This window comes from Pseudoxanthomonas dokdonensis (assembly GCF_001431405.1).
Lineage (GTDB): Bacteria > Pseudomonadota > Gammaproteobacteria > Xanthomonadales > Xanthomonadaceae > Pseudoxanthomonas_A > Pseudoxanthomonas_A dokdonensis.
In genome coordinates this window covers 1-16,808 of record NZ_LDJL01000024.1, presented here as the reverse complement: position 1 = coordinate 16,808, position 16,808 = coordinate 1, and the positions used below count along the sequence as shown (strand labels likewise).

General features: G+C 62.1%; 13 protein-coding genes and 1 tRNA gene. All 14 read right to left on the bottom strand.

Translation table 11 applies throughout. The features are described 5' to 3' along the window. A partial coding sequence (locus ABB29_RS15815; protein WP_245622657.1) for a GTP-binding protein occupies positions 1–232 on the bottom strand: 232 nt, incomplete at its 3' end. A 41-nt stretch (positions 233–273) separates the two neighbouring features. Further along, the gene (gene fusA / locus ABB29_RS15810; protein ID WP_057660855.1) at positions 274–2,364 is read right to left on the bottom strand and encodes an elongation factor G; all 2,091 of its coding nucleotides are present in this window, start codon (positions 2,362–2,364) and stop codon (positions 274–276) included. A 240-nt stretch (positions 2,365–2,604) separates the two neighbouring features. Then, positions 2,605–3,072: a 30S ribosomal protein S7 gene (rpsG, locus tag ABB29_RS15805; protein ID WP_057660852.1), complete on the bottom strand. Its 468-nt coding sequence runs from the start codon at positions 3,070–3,072 to the stop codon at positions 2,605–2,607. An 11-nt stretch (positions 3,073–3,083) separates the two neighbouring features. Further along, a complete protein-coding gene (gene rpsL / locus ABB29_RS15800) occupies positions 3,084–3,458 on the bottom strand; it encodes a 30S ribosomal protein S12 (protein ID WP_057660849.1) in 375 nt (124 codons plus the stop codon). Between the two features lie 292 nt (positions 3,459–3,750). Then, entirely contained in the window at positions 3,751–7,989 is a 4,239-nt protein-coding gene (gene rpoC / locus ABB29_RS15795) for a DNA-directed RNA polymerase subunit beta' (protein ID WP_057660846.1), read from the bottom strand. A 92-nt stretch (positions 7,990–8,081) separates the two neighbouring features. After that, positions 8,082–12,233, bottom strand: a complete 4,152-nt coding sequence (gene rpoB / locus ABB29_RS15790; protein ID WP_057660843.1) for a DNA-directed RNA polymerase subunit beta — start codon at positions 12,231–12,233, stop codon at positions 8,082–8,084. Between the two features lie 349 nt (positions 12,234–12,582). Further along, complete coding sequence (rplL, locus tag ABB29_RS15785) at positions 12,583–12,951, bottom strand: 50S ribosomal protein L7/L12 (RefSeq protein WP_057660840.1); 369 nt, start codon at positions 12,949–12,951, stop codon at positions 12,583–12,585. Between the two features lie 72 nt (positions 12,952–13,023). Next, positions 13,024–13,590: a 50S ribosomal protein L10 gene (gene rplJ / locus ABB29_RS15780; RefSeq protein WP_057660837.1), complete on the bottom strand. Its 567-nt coding sequence runs from the start codon at positions 13,588–13,590 to the stop codon at positions 13,024–13,026. A gap of 377 nt (positions 13,591–13,967) precedes the next feature. Beyond that, the gene (gene rplA, locus ABB29_RS15775; RefSeq protein ID WP_057660834.1) at positions 13,968–14,666 is read right to left on the bottom strand and encodes a 50S ribosomal protein L1; all 699 of its coding nucleotides are present in this window, start codon (positions 14,664–14,666) and stop codon (positions 13,968–13,970) included. A gap of 3 nt (positions 14,667–14,669) precedes the next feature. Beyond that, complete coding sequence (rplK, locus tag ABB29_RS15770; protein WP_057660831.1) at positions 14,670–15,098, bottom strand: 50S ribosomal protein L11; 429 nt, start codon at positions 15,096–15,098, stop codon at positions 14,670–14,672. 232 nt (positions 15,099–15,330) lie between these two features. Beyond that, on the bottom strand, positions 15,331–15,888 hold the full coding sequence (nusG, locus tag ABB29_RS15765; RefSeq protein ID WP_057660858.1) for a transcription termination/antitermination protein NusG: 558 nt from the start codon (positions 15,886–15,888) through the stop codon (positions 15,331–15,333). A gap of 13 nt (positions 15,889–15,901) precedes the next feature. Further along, positions 15,902–16,291, bottom strand: coding sequence for a preprotein translocase subunit SecE (secE, locus tag ABB29_RS15760; protein ID WP_057660828.1), 390 nt, complete (start codon positions 16,289–16,291; stop codon positions 15,902–15,904). A gap of 71 nt (positions 16,292–16,362) precedes the next feature. Beyond that, positions 16,363–16,438: transfer RNA gene (locus ABB29_RS15755), tRNA-Trp, on the bottom strand. Between the two features lie 147 nt (positions 16,439–16,585). Beyond that, positions 16,586–16,808: EF-Tu C-terminal domain-related protein (locus tag ABB29_RS15750; RefSeq protein WP_083487927.1), on the bottom strand; the 223-nt coding region annotated here is incomplete at its 5' end.

Here is a 16,808-nt window from a genome sequence, read left to right as displayed (position 1 = left end):
TATTATCTTTGGCAGCGTATAAGTTGTATAGAAGACAAGTCGAAATCGTGATGCCGCGCGCCTTTTCTTCCGGCGCCGCGTCAATCGCGTCGTATGCCTTGAATTCGCCACCAAAGCGCTCGGCACCAATCTTGGTCAGTGCGGCGGTCAGCGTGGTCTTGCCATGGTCAACGTGACCAATGGTGCCCACGTTCACGTGCGGCTTGGTGCGTTCGAATTTACCCTTTGCCATGATGTTCTACCTTTTTATTTTCAATGCGTGTGAATGGGTGATCAGGACTTCTTGGTCACGGATTCGGCGATGTTGGCCGGCGCTTCGGCGTAGTGGTCGAACTCCATCGAGAAGGTGGCGCGACCCTGCGACATGGAGCGCAACGTGGTGGCGTAGCCGAACATTTCGCCCAGCGGCACCATCGCGTTGATGACCTTGCCCGACGGGCTGTCATCCTGACCCTGCAGGATGCCGCGACGACGGCTCACGTCACCCATGACGTCACCCAGGTATTCTTCCGGGGTCACGATCTCGACCTTCATCATCGGCTCCAGCAGGACCGGGCTGGCCTTGCTGAAAGCTTCCTTGAAGGCCATCGAGCCGGCGACCTTGAACGCCATTTCATTGGAGTCGACGTCATGGAACGAACCGTCGACCGCCTTGATCGCCACGTCGACCACCGGGAAGCCGGCGATGACGCCGCTCTTCATGGCTTCCTCGATGCCCTTGCCGGCCGCGGCCACGTATTCCTTCGGCACCACGCCGCCGACGATCGCGCTTTCGTAGCTGAAACCCGCACCGCGTTCGGCCGGTTCCATCTCGATCACGATGTGACCGTACTGACCACGACCACCGGACTGGCGGACGAACTTGCCTTCCTGCTTGACACCCTTGCGGATGGTTTCGCGGTAGGCCACCTGCGGCTTGCCAACGTTGGCTTCAACGTTGAACTCGCGCTTCATGCGGTCGACCAGGATTTCCAGGTGCAACTCGCCCATGCCCGAAATGATGGTCTGGCCGGACTCTTCGTCGGTGTTGACGCGGAACGACGGATCTTCCTGGGCCAGGCGACCCAGCGCCAGACCCATCTTTTCCTGGTCGGACTTGGTCTTCGGTTCCACCGCCATCGAGATCACCGGCTCCGGGAACACCATGCGTTCCAGGGTGATGATATTGTCCTGGGCGCACAGGGTGTCACCGGTGGTGACGTCCTTCAGGCCCACCGCCGCGGCGATGTCGCCAGCGCGGACTTCCTTGATTTCCTCGCGGTTGTTGGAGTGCATCTGCAGGATGCGGCCCACGCGCTCTTTCTTCGACTTGACCGGGTTGTACACCTGGTCGCCGGAGTTGAGCACGCCCGAGTAGACGCGGAAGAAGGTCAGCGAGCCGACGAACGGGTCGGTCATGATCTTGAACGCCAGCGCCGAGAACGGAGCCTTGTCATCCGACTTGCGGGTGGCTTCCTGTTCGTTCTCATCGATGCCGGTGACCGGCGGCACGTCGATCGGCGACGGCAGCAACTGGATCACGCCGTCGAGCATCGCCTGCACGCCCTTGTTCTTGAACGCGGTACCGCAGTAGACCGGAATCACTTCCACCTTCAGGGTGCGCTCGCGCAGACCATTGAGGATTTCCTCTTCGGTCAGGTCGCCATCGTTCAGGTACTTGTCCATCAGATCTTCGCTGGCTTCAGCCGCGGCTTCGACCATGAACGCACGCGCTTCAGCGGCCTTGTCGGCCAGCTCAGCGGGGATTTCACGGTATTCGAACACGGTGCCCTGCGAGGCGGTATCCCAGTGGATCGCCTTCATCTTGACCAGATCGATCACGCCTTCGAAGCCATCTTCGGCGCCAATCGGCACCTGCATCGGTACGGCGTACGCGCCCAGGCGCGACTTCAGCTGGTCCACGACCTTGTCGAAGTTGGCACCGGTACGGTCCATCTTGTTGACGAAGGCCAGACGCGGCACCGAGTACTTGTTGGCCTGGCGCCACACGGTCTCCGACTGCGGCTGCACGCCACCGACGGCACACAGCACGAACACCGCGCCGTCGAGCACGCGCAGCGAGCGTTCGACTTCGATGGTGAAGTCAACGTGGCCGGGGGTGTCGATGATGTTGAAGCGGTGTTCCGGCATGGACTTGTCCATACCCTTCCAGAACGCGGTGGTGGCAGCCGAGGTGATGGTGATGCCACGTTCCTGTTCCTGCTCCATCCAGTCCATCGTCGCGGCGCCGTCATGCACTTCGCCGATCTTGTGGCTGACGCCGGTGTAGAACAGGATGCGTTCAGACGTGGTGGTCTTGCCGGCGTCAATGTGCGCCATGATGCCGAAGTTACGATAACGCTCGATAGGAGTGGTGCGAGCCACGACAGTCTCTCTTTATTCGATTTGTAAAAGCCCGCACGCTAGGTGCGGCCTGTTGCGAAGGAATCGCTGTTTCCCGCGGTGGGGAACGTACTTGTTCGAAGCTGAATACAACCGGGTTTTCAATGGCCAAACGCCGCCCTGAGGCGGCCTTTGGCTTGCTGACGCGACGGGATTGACCGTCGCAGTCTCACCAGATGGTGCCCAGGCCCCCGGAAAACAAGGGGCCGGCCATCACCGGCATTACCAGCGGTAGTGCGCGAACGCCTTGTTGGCTTCCGCCATGCGGTGGGTTTCTTCGCGCTTCTTGATGGCGCCGCCACGGTTTTCCGAGGCATCCAGCAGTTCGGCTGCCAGCTTGCGCGGCATGGTGTTTTCACCACGCTTGCGGGCCGATTCAATCAACCAGCGCATGGCCAGGGCCAGGCGACGCGAGGAACGCACTTCAACCGGCACCTGATAGGTGGCACCACCGACGCGACGGGACTTCACTTCGACCGCCGGGGAGATGTTTTCCAACGCCTTCTCGACCAGTTCGAGCGGGTTGGGGTTCTTTTCACCGATGACGTCCATGGCGCCATACACGATCTTCTCGGCGACGGACTTCTTGCCGCTGAGCATGACCATGTTGATGAAACGGGCAATCGTCAAGCTGCCGTGCTTGGGATCCGGCAGGACTTCACGCTGGGGAGCTGAGCCTTTACGCGACATAATTCTTCCCCTTAAGCCTTCGGACGCTTGGCGCCGTACTTGGAACGACCCTGGCGACGCTTGGCAACGCCCGAGGCGTCCAGCGAACCACGAACGGTGTGGTAGCGCACACCCGGCAAGTCCTTGACGCGGCCGCCGCGCACGAGCACCACGGAGTGCTCCTGCAGGTTGTGGCCTTCACCGCCGATGTAGCTGATGATTTCTTCCTGATTGGTCAAGCGCACCTTGGCCACCTTGCGCAGCGCCGAGTTCGGCTTCTTCGGGGTGGTGGTGTAAACGCGCGTGCAGACGCCACGGCGCTGGGGGCACTTTTCCAGCGCCGGAGAAGCGCTCTTGTAAGTGGTTGCCTGCCGCGGCTTGCGGACCAGCTGGTTGATGGTTGCCATATTGGTTTCTTTGGTGAAGGCCTGGGCCTTGTTACGAAAACGAAGGCAGGCCGAAACCGGCCCACCTAGACGGAAAAGTATAGCTGGCAACAAGCCCCAGCGTCAAATGACGCCGGGGCCGGTTGCCGGCTGTTTAGGACGGGGCCCCGGAGGTCCTGCGGCATGAATGCCGTCGGACATCACCTGCCCCGCCCTGTTGCTTGCGATCCCGCCCATCCTGGGCCGAAAACGAGGCGCTCCCTGCGCCTCTTTTCGTGGTCTGGGGCGGCCCGGGGCCGCCTGGCTTGCGGTTTTAGCTGGCGCTGGACTCCTCACCGGCTGCTTCGCTGCTGACTTCCTCGACCGCGGCCGGAGCCGGGGTTTCGACGACAGCACCGGACAATGCCTGCGCTTCGGCATCGGTCAGGCCCGATGCGTTGCGACGGCGCTGGGTGTGGTACGCCAAGCCGGTACCGGCCGGGATCAGACGACCGACGATGACGTTTTCCTTCAAGCCACGCAGGTTGTCCTTGGTGCCGCGGACGGCTGCTTCGGTCAACACGCGGGTGGTTTCCTGGAACGAAGCCGCCGAAATGAACGACTCGGTCGCCAGCGAGGCCTTGGTGATGCCCAGCAGCACCGGCTCGAACCTGGCCGGCAACTCATTACGGGCGATCAGCTTGGCGTTTTCTTCAATGACGCGCTGCTTCTCGGCCTGCTCACCGACCAGGAACTTGCTGTTGCCAGCGTCGGTGATTTCCACCTTGCGCAGCATCTGGCGGGTGATGACTTCGATGTGCTTGTCGTTGATCTTCACACCCTGCAGGCGGTACACGTCCTGGATTTCCTTGACCAGGTAAGCCGCCAGCGGCTCCACGCCCAGCAGGCGCAGGATGTCCTGCGGCGACGGTTCGCCGTCCACCACGGTTTCACCCTTGGCCACGTGCTCGCCTTCGAACACGATGATCTGGCGGAACTTGGGAATCAGCTCTTCGTGTTCCGAACCATCGGTGTCCTTGATGATCAGGCGCTGCTTGCCCTTGGTGTCCTTGCCGAAGCTGATGATGCCCGAACGCTCGGCCAGCACCGCCGGATCCTTCGGCTTGCGGGCTTCGAACAAGTCGGCCACGCGCGGCAGACCACCGGTGATGTCGCGGGTCTTGGAGGCTTCCTGCGGCACCTTGGTGACCACGTCGCCGACGCCGACGGCAGCGCCGTCCTGCAGGTTGACGATCGAGCGCGGCGGCAGCAGGTACTGCGCCGGCAGGTCGGTACCCGGGATGTTCAGGTCGTTGCCGTTCTTGTCGACGATGCGGACGATCGGGCGCAGATCCTTGCCCTGCGAACCACGACGCTTGGGGTCGGTGATTTCACGCGAAGCCAGACCGGTCAGGTCATCGGTCTTCTCGATCACGGTGACGCCGTCGACGAAGTCGACGAAACGGACGAAACCAGCGACTTCCGAGACGATCGGGTGGTTATGCGGATCCCAGTTGGCCACGGCCTGGCCGGCGGTGATGGCATCGCCGTCCTTGACGTTGATGGTGGCGCCGTAAGGCAGCTTGTAACGCTCGCGCTCGCGACCATGGCCGTCCAGCACCGACAGTTCACCCGAACGCGACACCGCGACCAGATGGCCGTTGGCGTGCTCGACAAACTTCAGGTTGTTGAACTTGATCGAGCCGGTGGTCTTGACCGTGATGTTGTCGACCGCGGCGGCACGCGAAGCGGCACCACCGATGTGGAACGTACGCATGGTCAGCTGGGTACCCGGCTCACCAATCGACTGGGCGGCGATGACGCCAACCGCTTCACCGATGTTGACCGTGTGGCCGCGGGCCAGGTCACGTCCGTAGCACTGTGCGCAGACGCCGAAGGCGGATTCGCAGGTGATGGTGGAACGCACCTTCAGCGATTGCACGCCGGCATCTTCCAGACGCTGCACCCACTGCTCGTCGAGCAGGGTGTTGCGGGTGACGATCGGATCCTCGTCGTTGCCCGGCAGGAACACGTCCTCGGCCACGATGCGACCCAGCACGCGCTCGCGCAGCGGCTCGACCACATCGCCGCCTTCGACGATCGGAGTCATGGTCAGGCCTTCGCTGGTGCCACAGTCGACCTCGGTGATGACCACGTCCTGGGCCACGTCGACCAAACGACGGGTCAGGTAACCGGAGTTGGCGGTCTTCAGCGCGGTATCGGCCAGGCCCTTGCGGGCACCGTGGGTGGAGTTGAAGTACTCCTGCACGTTCAGGCCTTCACGGAAGTTGGCCTTGATTGGCGTTTCGATGATCGAGCCGTCCGGACGCGCCATCAGGCCACGCATACCGGCCAGCTGGCGAATCTGCGCCTGCGAACCACGGGCACCGGAGTCGGCCATGATGTACAGCGAGTTCATCGACTTCTGGTCAATGGTCTCGCCCTTGGCGTTCTGCACCTTGTCGGTACCAATGGTGTCCATCATCGCCTTGGCGATGCGTTCGTTGGTGCGCGACCAGATGTCGACCACCTTGTTGTAGCGCTCGCCACCGGTGACCAGGCCCGACTGGTACTGCTCCTGGATTTCCAGCACTTCCTGTTCGGCTTCGCCGAGGATGCCCTTCTTCTCGTCCGGGATCAGCATGTCGTCGATGCCGATCGACACGCCGGCGCGGGTCGCGTAGGCAAAGCCGGTGTACATCAGCTTGTCGGCGAACACGACGCTGTCCTTCAGCCCCAGCATGCGGTAGCTGGAGTTGATCAGGCGGCTGATGTTCTTCTTGTTCAGCTCGGTGTTGGCCAGCGCGAACGGCAGGCCGTCCGGCAGGATTTCCGCCAGCAGCGCACGACCGATCGTGGTGTCGACGATGCTGGTCTTCTTCTGCTTGTTGCCGTTCTCGTCGGTCACGGTCTCGCTGATGCGCACCTTGACCTTGGCGTGCAGTTCGACCGCACGGTTGTCATAGGCGCGCTTGACCTCGGCGATGTTGGCAAACGCCATGCCTTCGCCCTTCTTGTTTTCCAAGGCGCGGGTCATGTAGTACAGACCCAGCACCACGTCCTGCGACGGCACGATGATCGGCTCGCCGTTGGCCGGCGACAGGATGTTGTTGGTCGACATCATCAGCGCACGCGCTTCCAGCTGGGCTTCCAGCGACAGCGGCACGTGGACGGCCATCTGGTCACCGTCGAAGTCGGCGTTGAAGGCGGTACAGACCAGCGGATGCAGCTGGATGGCCTTGCCTTCAATCAGCACCGGCTCGAACGCCTGGATGCCCAGACGGTGCAGGGTCGGCGCACGGTTCAACAGCACCGGATGCTCGCGGATGACCTCTTCCAGGATGTCCCAGACTTCGGCTTCTTCGCGCTCGACCAGCTTCTTGGCGGCCTTGATGGTGGTGGCCAGGCCCTGGCGCTGCAGCTTGGCAAACACGAACGGCTTGAACAGCTCCAGCGCCATCTTCTTCGGCAGGCCGCACTGGTGCAGCTTGAGGTACGGGCCGACCACGATGACCGAACGGCCGGAGTAGTCGACGCGCTTGCCGAGCAGGTTCTGGCGGAAGCGGCCCTGCTTGCCCTTGATCATGTCGGCCAGCGACTTCAGCGGACGCTTGTTGGTGCCGGTGATGGCGCGGCCGCGACGGCCGTTGTCCATCAGCGCATCGACCGATTCCTGCAGCATGCGCTTTTCATTGCGCACGATGATGTCCGGCGCATTCAGCTCCAGCAGGCGGCGCAGGCGGTTGTTGCGGTTGATCACGCGGCGGTACAGATCATTCAGATCCGAGGTCGCGAAGCGGCCGCCATCCAGCGGCACCAGCGGACGCAGATCCGGCGGCAGCACCGGCAACACGGTCATGATCATCCATTCCGGACGGTTACCCGATTCCAGGAAGGCTTCGACCAGCTTGATCCGCTTGGTCAGGCGCTTGAGCTTGGTTTCCGAACCGGTGCTGGCGATTTCCTCGCGCAGCTTGACCATTTCGGCCTGCAGGTCGATGTCGCGCAGCAGGTCGAATACCGCTTCGGCACCCATTGCGGCATCGAAGTCGTCGCCGTGTTCCTGGCGCGCCTGCATGTACTGCTCCTCGCTGAGCAGCTGGCGGCTTTCCAGGGTGGTCAGGCCGGGTTCGGTGACCACATAGGCTTCAAAGTACAGCACGCGCTCGATATCACGCAGGGTCATGTCCAGCATCAGGCCGATGCGCGAGGGCAGCGACTTCAGGAACCAGATGTGGGCGACCGGGCTGGCCAGGTCGATGTGGCCCATGCGCTCGCGACGGACCTTGGCCAGGGTGACCTCGGTACCGCACTTTTCGCAGACCACGCCGCGATGCTTCATGCGCTTGTACTTGCCGCACAGGCATTCGTAATCCTTGGTCGGACCAAAGATCGCGGCGCAGAACAGACCGTCACGCTCCGGCTTGAAGGTGCGGTAGTTGATGGTTTCCGGCTTCTTCACTTCGCCGAAGGACCAGGAGCGGATCAGATCCGGCGAGGCCAACGCGATCTTGATCGCGTCGAAATCCTGGGGCTGGCGCTGCTGGTTGAAGAGATTGAGCAAGTCTTTCATGGTGTTTCTCCGTCAGGCGGAAATACTTCTGTATCGAGGGCGGGAAAACGGCGGGACGGGCATCGGCATGAGTTGCCGATGCCCTGCTCCACTCAGTTGTCTTCCAGTTCCATGTTGATGGCCAGCGAGCGGATTTCCTTCACCAGTACGTTGAAGGATTCCGGCATGCCCGCGACCGTCTCGTGTTCGCCGTCGACAATGTTCTTGTACATCTGGTTGCGGCCCTGCACGTCGTCCGACTTGACCGTCAGCATTTCCTGCAGGGTGTGCGCGGCGCCGTAGGCTTCCAGTGCCCAGACTTCCATTTCACCGAAGCGCTGGCCGCCGAACTGCGCCTTGCCGCCCAGCGGCTGCTGGGTGACCAGCGAGTACGGGCCGGTCGAACGCGCGTGCATCTTGTCGTCCACCAGGTGGTTCAACTTCAGCATGTGCATGTAGCCGACGGTGGTGTGGCGGTCGAATGCCTCACCGGTGCGGCCGTCATACAGCTGGGTCTGGCCACTGCTGGGCAGCTCCGCCAGCGACAGCATGTGCTTGATTTCCGATTCCGCGGCACCGTCGAACACAGGGGTCGCCATCGGCACGCCGTCGGTCAGGTTCTTGGCCAGGGCAATCAGTTCTTCATCGCTGAACTGGCCCAGGTCAACCCGCTGCTCACCGAGCTTTTCTTCGTGGTTGTAGATCTGGTCGAGGAACTTGCGCAGCTCGGACACCGCGGCCTGGGCTTCCAGCATGCGCTGGATCTTGCGACCCAGGCCCTTGGCGGCCCAGCCCAGGTGCACTTCCAGCACCTGGCCGATGTTCATACGCGAAGGCACGCCCAGCGGGTTGAGCACGATGTCGACGGTTTCGCCGGTGGCCATGTACGGCATGTCCTCGACCGGAACGATGGTCGAGACCACGCCCTTGTTGCCGTGGCGGCCGGCCATCTTGTCACCCGGCTGGATGCGACGCTTGACGGCCAGGTAGACCTTGACCATCTTCAGCACGCCCGGCGCCAGATCATCACCTGCAGTGATCTTGCCGCGCTTGTCGGCGAAGCGACGCTCGAATTCCTTCTCGTGCGCCTGGATCTGCATCTGTGCACGTTCGATGGCGTCGGAAGCGTCGTCGTCCTTCATCCGCAGCGCGAACCAGTCGGCCTTCTTCAGGCCATTCAGGTATTCGTCGGTGATGGTGTCGCCCTTCTTCAGGTTGGCACCGCCGTTGGCGACTTTGCCGACCAGCGCGGTGCGCAGGCGGGCGTAGATCGCGCTTTCCAGGATCCGGAACTGATCGTCGAAGTCCTTCTTGACGCGCTTGATCTCGTTTTCCTCGATCTGGCGCGCACGCTTGTCTTTTTCAATGCCGTCGCGGGTGAAGACCTGCACGTCGATGACGGTACCGTCCATGCCCGGCGGTACGCGCAGCGAGCTGTCCTTCACGTCCGAGGCCTTCTCACCGAAGATCGCCCGCAGCAGCTTTTCTTCCGGTGTCAGCTGGCTTTCGCCCTTCGGCGTGACCTTGCCGACCATGATGTCGCCGGCACGCACTTCGGCACCGATGTAGACCACGCCGGATTCGTCCAGGCGGTTCAACGCCTGCTCGGACACGTTGGGGATGTCGGCGGAAATTTCCTCCGGTCCCAGCTTGGTGTCACGGGCCACGCAGGTCAGTTCTTCGATGTGGATGGTGGTGTAGCGATCTTCCTCGACCACCCGCTCGGACAGCAGGATGGAGTCTTCAAAGTTATAGCCGTTCCACGGCATGAAGGCGATCAGCATGTTCTGGCCCAGGGCCAGTTCGCCGATGTCGGTCGAGGGACCGTCGGCTAGCACATCGCCACGCGCAATCACGTCACCGACGTTGACCAACGGACGCTGGTTGATGCAGGTGTTCTGGTTGGAACGGGTGTACTTGATCAGCGAATAGATATCGACGCCGGCATCGTGCTCACCGGAGATTTCCACTTCGTTGACCTTGACCACGATACGGCCGGCGTCGATCTGCTCGACCACGCCACCACGACGGGCATTGACGGTCACGCCCGAGTCACGCGCCACCGCGCGCTCGATACCGGTACCGACCAACGGTTTCTGCGCACGCAACGTCGGCACCGCCTGGCGTTGCATGTTGGCGCCCATCAGTGCGCGGTTGGCGTCATCGTGCTCCAGGAACGGCACCAGCGCCGCGGCGACCGAAACGGTCTGCATCGGCGAGACGTCCATGAAGTCAACTTCGGCCGGCGGCTTGAGCAGTGATTCGCCCTGCTGGCGGCACGGCACAAACTGTTCGGTCAACTTGCCCTTGGCATCATGCAGTGCATTGGCCTGGGCGATGACGTATTCGTTTTCCTCGATCGCCGACAGGTATTCGATTTCGTCACTGACCACGCCATTGACGACCTTACGGTACGGCGTTTCCAGGAAGCCGTAGCCGTTGGTGCGTGCGTACACGGCCAGCGAGTTGATCAGGCCGATGTTCGGACCTTCCGGCGTTTCGATGGTGCAGACGCGGCCGTAATGGGTCGGGTGCACGTCGCGCACTTCAAAGCCGGCGCGTTCGCGGGTCAGACCGCCCGGGCCCAACGCGGAGACGCGACGCTTGTGGGTGACTTCCGACAATGGGTTGTTCTGATCCATGAACTGCGACAGCTGCGAGGAGCCGAAGAATTCCTTGATTGCGGCGGCCACCGGCTTGGCGTTGATCAGTTCCTGCGGGGTCAGGCCTTCGGATTCGGCCATCGACAGGCGTTCCTTGACCGCGCGTTCGACCCGAACCAGGCCAACACGGAACACGTTCTCGGCCATTTCGCCGACCGAGCGCACGCGACGGTTGCCGAGGTGATCGATGTCATCGACCACGCCACGACCGTTGCGGATTTCGGTCAACACCTTGATCACGTCGAGGATGTCCGAGCTGTCGCCGAGTTCGGCGACCAGGCGCTTGGATTCCTCGTCGTTGCGATTGCCGTAGTACTTCTTGTCGTACAGGATCGATTCGCCGGTGACTTCCTTGCGGCCGACACGACGGTTGAACTTCATCCGGCCGACGCTGGACAGGTCATAGCGCTCGAAGGTGAAGAACAGGTTGTGGAACAGGTTCTGCGCGGCATCCTTGGTCGGCGGCTCGCCCGGACGCATCATCCGGTAGATTTCCACCAACGCTTCCAGCTGAGTCTTGCTGGGATCGATACGCAAGGTGTTGGACAGGTACGGACCACGATCCAGATCGTTGACCCACAGCGTACCGACCGCGTCGACGCCGGCCTTGCGGAAGGCAGCCAGCTGGTCTTCGCTGATTTCGTCGTTGGCATTGGCCAGCAGCTCACCGGTGTTGGCGTCGATCACGTCGTGCGACAGGATCCGGCCAACCAGGTATTCGTCCGGCACCGCCAGGGCTTCGATGCCCGAGGCTTCCAGCTGCTTGGTGTGGCGCGCGGTGATGCGCTTGCCGGCTTCGACGATGACCTTGTCGCCGTCGGCCAGATCGAAGTTGAGGGTTTCGCCGCGCAGACGCTCGGCCACCAGCTCCATCTGCACGCCTTCGGGCAGGATGTGGAAGGTGTTGATGTCGAAGAACTCGTTCAACATTTCCTCGTTGCTGTAGCCCAGGGCACGCAACAGGATGGTCACCGGCAACTTGCGGCGACGGTCGATACGGGTGAACAGCGCATCCTTCGGGTCGAACTCGAAGTCGAGCCAGGAGCCGCGGTAAGGAATGATGCGTGCGCTGTACAGCAGCTTGCCCGAGCTGTGGGTCTTGCCACGGTCGTGGTCGAAGAACACACCCGGCGAGCGGTGCAGCTGGGAGACGATGACGCGCTCGGTACCGTTGACGATGAAGGTACCGTTCTCGGTCATCAGCGGGATTTCGCCCAGATAGACTTCCTGTTCCTTGACGTACTTGATCGCCTTGGTCGAGGACTCACGGTCGTAGATGACCAGGCGCACGGTCACGCGCAGCGGCGCGCCGTAGCTGAGGCCACGATTGCGGCATTCGCGCTCATCGAACACCGGCTCGCCCAGCTTGTAGCCGACGTATTCGAGAGCAGCGTTGCCGCTGTAGCTGGAAATGGGGAAAACCGACTTCAGCGCGGCGTGCAGGCCCTTGTCTTCGCGCTTGGCGGGATCGGTGTTTTCCTGCAGGAATTCGCGATAGGAATCCACCTGGATTGCCAGCAGGAAGGGAACTTCCAGGATCGAACGCTGCTTGCCGAAATCCTTGCGGATGCGCTTCTTTTCGGTGAACGAATATGTCGTCATTTGACTAATCGCCTCTTTATCTGCGGACCGCCTGCGCGGCCCGGGGGGTTTTTCAAGATGTTCTTGGCTACGGCTTGTGCAAAGCGTGTTTCAGAACAGAAAAATCGTCAGTTGGAAGTCGCTGGTATTGCCGGCACCAGCACGCCTTCTCCCGCTACTTCCAACTACCAACTCGTGGTTTTCTTGTGTTGCCGTGTTGCTCTGTTGCCCTGGCGCAGACCGCCTGCTGGCCGCCTTCGCCGTCCCGACAACGGGACCGGTTACCGGGTAGTCCGGAAACGACCGAAGGCCAGGGGCTTTCGCCCCCGGCCTCGGGTTGTCGCCAATGGTGCGCGGCGACGGATGCTGCTTACTTCACTTCGACGGTGGCGCCAGCGGCTTCCAGGTCTTTCTTCATCTTTTCTGCGTCTTCCTTCGACACGCCTTCCTTCAACGTACCGCCGGCTTCGGCCAGATCCTTCGCTTCCTTCAGGCCCAGGCCGGTGATGGCGCGGACGGCCTTGATGACTTCGACCTTCTTGTCGCCGGCAGTCTTCAGGATGACGTTGAATTCGGTCTGCTCTTCAGCAGCCGGGCCAGCAGCGGCCGGGCCGGCAACGGCAACCGGGGCAGCGGCGGAAACGCCGAACTTCTCTTCGATGGCCTTGACCAGCTCCATCACTTCCATCAGGGTCTTTTCGGCGATTGCGTCGACGATCTGTTCGTTTGACAGTGACATGTTGATTACCTTCAAAAATTTTCTGGGTTGGGTTCAGTGAACCTGAACCATTGGGTTTCGTAGGGTTCGAACTTAGGCCGATTCGGCCGGCGCATCAGCCGCGGGGGCTTCTGCTTCGGCGGACGGGGCTTCAGCCGCGGCCACTTCGCCACCGCCCTGCAGTTCGCCAACGGCCTTGACCGCGCGGGCAAACATGGTGACGGGTTCGGCGAGAGCACGAGCCACCATCGCCAGTGCCTGGTCGAGGGTCGGCAGCGATGCCAACACTTCAACGTGGCTGGCCGGATACTGCTGGCCACCTACGGCGACGATCTTGGGCTGCAGCTTGTCGTTGCCCTTGGCGAATTCCTTGATCAGACGACCGGCGGCGCCGGGTTCTTCCGTCGAGAATGCGTACAGCAAGGGACCGACCAACGAATCCTTGACGCATTCGTATTCGGTGCCTTCCACGGCGCGTGCAGCCAGGGTGTTCTTGACAACGCGCAAGTACACACCGGTTTCACGAGCCTGCTTGCGCATCGCGGTCATCTGGGTGACCGTGGTGCCAGCGTACTCGGCGGCAATCAAGGAGTGGGCCTTGGCGGCGACGTCTGCCAGCTCGGCGACTACTTCTTGCTTCTGGGACAGATTTAGAGCCATTACACTCCTCCAAATTAACTCCGCTTACGGCTCCTGCCGTTTGCGGTCCTGAGCGGCTCCCTTCCGTGGATGCCGGGGATGCCGGATGGCGTCCCGGGGTGGTGGCCTTTAAAGCGGCTGCTCTGCCTGGCTGCCCAGATGGGATGAACCAGAAAAACTTCCTAAAGGCGGCACCATCTACGCAGGCCGGTCCTCGCGGACCGATTAAGCGTTCCCGCTGCTGCGACGGCGACTCCCTGCCAAATCGAGCTTCCGTGCCCGTCGTCGTAGTGCGCTGACCGCGCCGGCGGTCTTTGACGGCTATCGCAGCGTTGGCCGCGATTGCCCTCAAAACCCGACACTGGCGAACCGGTGCCGGGGTCAAACCGTTGAATCTATTACTTCAGGCTCAGCGTGGACTGGTCCACGGTCACGCCCGGGCCCATCGTGGTGCTGATCGAGACCTTCTGCAGGTACTGGCCCTTGGCGGTCGCCGGCTTGGCCTTGACCAGGTCAACCAGCAGCGCCTGCAGGTTGTTGGTCAGGGCGTCGTTCTCGAAGCTGGCCTTGCCGATGGTGCAGTGGATGATGCCGGCCTTGTCGGTGCGGTAGCGCACCTGGCCCGACTTGGCATTCTTCACCGCTTCGGCCGGGTTGGCCGACACGGTGCCGACCTTCGGGTTCGGCATCAGGCCGCGCGGACCGAGCACGGTACCCAGCTTGCCGACCACGCGCATCGCGTCCGGCGTGGCAATGACCACGTCGTAGTTGATGTCACCAGCCAGCATCTTCTCGGCCAGGTCGTCCATGCCAACGGCTTCGGCGCCAGCGGCGGCGGCTTCGTCAGCCTTGGCGCCAGCCGGGGCGAACACGGCCACGCGGACCGATTTGCCGGTACCGGCGGGCAGCACGGTGGAACCGCGAACCTGCTGGTCGGACTTCTTGGCGTCAACGCCCAGGCGCACGGCTACGTCGACGGACTCGACGAACTTGGCCTTGGTCGCGCTCTTGACGAGCTTCAGTGCTTCTTCAATCGCGTAGGCCTTGCCCGGGGTAACGGCGGCCAGGATTGCTTTCTGTCGTTTGGTCTGTGCCATGTCTTAGCCCTCTACCGTCAAGCCCATGCTGCGGGCGGAACCCGCAATCGTGCGAACCGCTGCGTCCAGGTCGGCCGCGGTCAGATCGGGTTCCTTCGCCTTGGCGATTTCTTCCAGCTGTGCACGGGTGACCTTGCCCACCTTTTCGGTGTTCGGGCGCTTGGAGCCGGACTGGATGCCGACGGCCTTCTTCAACAGGATGCTCGCAGGCGGCGTCTTGGTGATGAAGGTGAAGGTACGGTCGGAGTAGGCGGTGATCACGGTGGGAATCGGCAGGCCCGGTTCCAGCTTCTGCGTGGCGGCATTGAAGGCCTTGCAGAATTCCATGATGTTCAGGCCGCGCTGACCCAGCGCGGGACCGACCGGCGGTGAAGGATTGGCTTGGCCAGCCTTCACCTGCAATTTGATGTAACCGACAACTTTCTTTGCCATTTCATTACTCTCCGGGTGCAAGCGCCTGCGTTACAGGCTCCCCATCAAAACCGGGAAAATCACGCGTCCCGATATCGCGTTGTGACCAGATTGTTGCAAACGCACTGAAGGCCGCCTCGCGGCGGCCATCGGTTCTGCCCGGCTTCTCCGGGGAGTGAGCCGCGCATCATAGCAGGTTTTTCAGGGCCTCGCCCGGCCAGCCGCTGGCGGCCGTTCAGGCGGGGCGGACGGCTCAGGCCTTTTCGACCTGGCCGAATTCCAGTTCCACCGGGGTGGAGCGACCGAAAATGAGCACTGCCACGCGCAGCCGGCTCTTTTCGTAATTGACTTCTTCGACCACGCCGTTGAAGTCGTTGAACGGGCCGTCGGTGACCCGGACCATCTCGCCTGGCTCGAACAGCACCTTCGGACGCGGCTTCTCGACGCCTTCCTGGACCCGCTGCAGGATGCGATCGGCCTCGGCATCGGTGATCGGCAGCGGACGGTCGGCGGTGCCGCCGATGAAGCCCAGCACCTTGGAGGTGTCTTTCACCAGGTGCCAGCTTTCGTTGTCCATCCGCGGGATGCCCGCTTCGTCCTGGGTTTCAATCTGGACCAGCACATAGCCGGGAAAGAACTTGCGCTCGGAACGGCGCTTCTGGCCGGAACGCATCTCCACCACTTCCTCGGTCGGCACCAGCACGTCGCCGAAGCGCTCTTCCATGCCATCGCGGACAATGCGATCACGCAGCGCCTGGGCCACGGATTTTTCGAAGCCCGAATAGGCGTGAACAACATACCAACGCTTCATTGCGACCTTCTCCTCAGCGACCAAAATTCAGGAACTCTTCGATGGCCCATTTGATGAAGACATCGAAGCCGGCCAGGATCAGGCTCAGCACCACGACCACTGCAATCACCACCCAGGTGGTGCGGGTGGCTTCCTGACGGGTCGGCCAGACCACCTTGCGCATTTCAAAACGCGACTCGGCAAGGAACTCGCGGGTGTCGCGGCCCTTCGAGGTGGTCAGGAACACCACCGTGCCCAGCACCAGGCCGCCAGCGACCGCCAACGCGCGCAGCGGGGTTGCCCACTGGCCGTTGAACCACCACCACGCGACCAGGCCGGCAACCACCAGGGCTGCCGCGATCACGTACTTGCCGATATCACCGGCCGAGGTGCCGCGCTTGGAATGTTCGACCTTGCTATTCAAGTCACTGTCGCTCTTTGCTGGGGAAGTCCGGCCCTTTCAGACCCGGCTTCGTGCGGACAGTTCCGCATGTATGGCACGCCAGGAGGGACTCGAACCCCCAACCTGCGGTTTTGGAGACCGCTGCTCTGCCAATTGAGCTACTGGCGTATGTTTTTTCTCTGTCTGTTCCTTAGACGGCGAAGGCGGACCGTGTTTCGGCCCGCCTTTCGTGCTTCATCAGGTGCTGGCCCCCGGTTTTCGCCGGGCAACAACCTGACGAAGCCGGTCGGGCTCGCGCCCGACCGGGTCAGGTCGTTACTTGATGATTTTCGCCACCACGCCGGCGCCGACGGTACGGCCGCCTTCGCGGATGGCAAAGCGCAGACCTTCGTCCATCGCCACCGGGTTGATGAGGGTCACCACCATCTTCACGTTGTCACCCGGCATCACCATTTCCACGCCTTCCGGCAGTTCCACCGCACCGGTGATGTCGGTGGTACGGAAGTAGAACTGCGGACGGTAGCCCTTGAAGAACGGG